Source organism: Brachybacterium sp. HMSC06H03, from assembly GCF_001807385.1.
Lineage (GTDB): Bacteria > Actinomycetota > Actinomycetes > Actinomycetales > Dermabacteraceae > Brachybacterium > Brachybacterium conglomeratum.
This window is the reverse complement of the sequence record NZ_KV788668.1, coordinates 1-3,147: the sequence shown is the minus strand read 5'-3', so window position 1 is coordinate 3,147 and position 3,147 is coordinate 1. Positions and strand designations below refer to the sequence as shown.

Here is a 3,147-nt window from a genome sequence, read left to right as displayed (position 1 = left end):
GGGCGGGGGCCGTGGGGCGGGCGGCACAGGTGCGGACCGGACCGTGCCGAAAGAGCCGAGGGACGCGCTGCGCGTCCGTCGGCGCCGGCTCACTTCTTCGCGGTCGTGGACTTCTTCCGCGTGGTGGTGGCGCGCTTCGCAGGGGCCTTCTTCTTCGCCGGTCCCTTCGCGCGCTTCTCCGCGAGCTTCTCGATCGCGACCTGCTCGGTGATCTCCTCGACCTTCTCGCTCGCGCGCAGCGACACGTTGGTGGTGCCGTCGGTGATGTACGGGCCGAAACGGCCGTCCTTGATGACGATCGGCTTCTCCGAGGTCGGGTCGGTGCCGAGCTCCTTCAGCGGGGGCTTCGCCGCGGCGCGGCCGCGGGTCTTGGGCTGGGCGTAGATCTTCTCTGCCTCCTCGAGGGTGATCGAGAAGATCTGCTCCTCCGTCTCCAGCGAGCGGGAGTCGGTGCCCTTCTTCAGGTACGGGCCGTAGCGGCCGTTCTGGGCGGTGATCTCGGTGCCGTCCGCGGCGGTGCCGACCACGCGCGGCAGGCTCAGCAGCTTCAGCGCGTCCTCGAGCGTGACGGTCGAGAGGTCCATCGACTTCAGCAGCGAGCCGGTACGGGGCTTCGGCTGCTTCGACTTCGGGACCTTCTTGCCGTCGGTCTCCTCCGGCTCGGGAAGCACCTCGGTGACGTAGGGGCCGTAGCGGCCGTCCTTGGCGATGATCTCGTGGCCGGTGTCGGGGTCGGTGCCGAGCACGCGCCCGTCGTCCTTGGCCCGCTCGAGCATCTCCTTCGCCTTCTCGACGGTGAGCTCGTCGGGTGCGACCTCGTCGGAGACGTTCGCCCGGCGCGGGTCCGCGCCCTCGACGACGTTCCCCTCCTCGTCGGTCGGGTACTGCTCGACGTAGGCGCCGTAGCGGCCCACGCGCAGGGTGATCCCCTCACCGATGGCGATCGAGTTGATGGCGCGGGCGTCGATCTCGCCGAGGTCGTCGACCATGGGCTTCAGCCCGATGGGGGCATCGCCCGTGCCGTCGGAGAGGTAGAAGTCGCGCAGGTAGTCCGCGCGGCCCAGCTCGCCGCGGGCCATGCGGTCCAGCTGCGCCTCCATCTGGGCGGTGAAGTCGTAGTCGATGAACGGCCCGAAGTGCTCCTCCAGCAGGCGCACCACCGCGAAGGCGGTCCAGCTCGGCACCAGCGCGGTGCCGCGGCGCAGCACGTAGCCGCGGTCCTGGATCGTCGCGACGGTGGAGGCGTAGGTCGAGGGGCGGCCGATGCCGCGGTCCTCGAGCGCCCGGACCAGCGAGGCCTCGGTGTACCGCGGGGGCGGGGTGGTGGTGTGCCCGTCGGGAACCAGCTCACGGGTGGGGAGGGTCTGGCCCTCCTCCATCTGCGGCAGGCGCTTGTCGTCGCCCTTGTCGTCGTCGCCGTAGCGGGAGGCGTCGCGCCCCTCCTCGTACGCGGCGAGGAAGCCGCGGAAGGTGATCACGGTGCCGGCGGCGCGGAAGGTCGCGCTGCGGCCCTCGTTCTCGACCTTCAGCTCGACGGTGGAGGTGGTGCCCTTCGCGTCGGCCATCTGCGAGGCGACGGTGCGCTTCCAGATCAGCTCGTAGAGGCGGAACTCGTCGCCGGAGAGCTGCCCGGCGACGTCCGCCGGGGTGCGGAAGTGGTCGCCGGCGGGCCGGATCGCCTCGTGCGCCTCCTGCGCGGACTGCGACTTGTTCGTGTAGACGCGGGGCTTGTCCGGCACGAACTGGGAGCCGTAGAGCTCGGAGGCCTGGGCGCGGGAGGCGCGGATCGCCTCGCCCGAGAGCGTCACCGAGTCGGTGCGCATGTAGGTGATGTAGCCGTTCTCGTACAGCGACTGCGCCACCCGCATGGCCTGGCGCGCGCCGAGGCGCAGCTTGCGGCTGGCCTCCTGCTGCAGCGAGGAGGTGGTGAAGGGGGCGGCGGGCCGGCGCGTGTACGGCTTGGACTCCAGCGAGGTGACGGTCGCCGGGGTGGAGCCGAGCACCTGCACGAGCTCGCGGGCGGAGGCCTCGGTGAGGATCGTCGCGCTCTTCGAGCGGGGCTTGAGGGTGCCGTCGTCGGCGAAGTCGCTGCCGATGGCGACGCGGGCGCCGTCGACGGTCTGGACCTTCGCGGTGAACTGCTCGGCGTCGGGGCCGAAGGTGCCGGTCACGTCCCAGTAGTCGGAGGCGACGAAGGCCATCCGCTCCCGCTCCCGCTCGACCACGAGGCGGGTCGCGACGGACTGCACGCGCCCGGCCGACAGCGACGGCTTGATCTTGCGCCACAGCACGGGGGAGAGCTCGAAGCCGACCAGGCGGTCCAGGATGCGGCGGGTCTCCTGCGCGTCGACCAGGTGCACGTCGAGGTCGCGGGTGTTCTCCAGCGCGCCCTGGATCGCGTCCTTGGTGATCTCATGGAACACCATGCGCTTGACGGGAGTGGACTTCTTGGGCTTGAGGGTCTCCAGCAGGTGCCAGGCGATCGCCTCGCCCTCGCGGTCCTCATCGGTGGCGAGGTAGAGGGGGTCGGCGTCCTTGAGGGACTTCTTCAGCTCGGCGACGGTCTTCTTCTTGTCGGGGCTGACGATGTAGAACGGGTCGAAGCCGCCCTCGACGTCGACGCCGAACTTCCCGTACGGCCCCTTCTTCATCTCGGCGGGCAGGTCTCGGGGCACGGGGATGTCGCGGATGTGGCCCACCGACGCCTTGACGTCGTACTCATCGCCCAGATACCGGGCAATGGTCCGTGCCTTCGCCGGGGACTCGACGATCACCAGATGCCGTCCGCCTGTCACGTCGCCTGCGTCCTTCCTCGCCGCGTCGCTCGCGGCCGTACGTCACGCCCCGTCGCGGGGTCGCATCTCCGCCGCGCGCTGACTCGGTGCGCGGCGATTGCTCACGGTACACGCTCCGCCGGAGGCGTCCGCAGGACGCTCGGAGTGCGCAGCACCAGGACCAGCGCCACCCAGGCGGCGGTCGCGCCGGCGATCACGGCGCCGGTGGCGCGGAAGGCCGCGAGCTGCGAGGCCCGGTCGGCGAGGTCCAGCGGGAGGGGGAGGCCGACGATGCCCGCGGCGCCGGCGACCAGGCCGACGGCGCCGATCGCGCCGAGCACGAGGGCGCAGGCCAGCTCGACCCGCGGCAGGC

At 71.3% G+C, this 3,147-nt stretch carries 1 protein-coding gene and 1 pseudogene; both read right to left on the bottom strand.

What is annotated here, in order from left to right; translation table 11 throughout:
- Window positions 1–89: 89 nt before the first annotated feature.
- Window positions 90–2,795, bottom strand: coding sequence for a type I DNA topoisomerase (gene topA / locus HMPREF3159_RS02260; RefSeq protein WP_070499495.1), 2,706 nt, complete (start codon window positions 2,793–2,795; stop codon window positions 90–92).
- A 101-nt stretch (window positions 2,796–2,896) separates the two neighbouring features.
- Window positions 2,897–3,147 (bottom strand): annotated as a pseudogene (locus tag HMPREF3159_RS02255) (phosphatidic acid phosphatase); the annotation flags it as partial.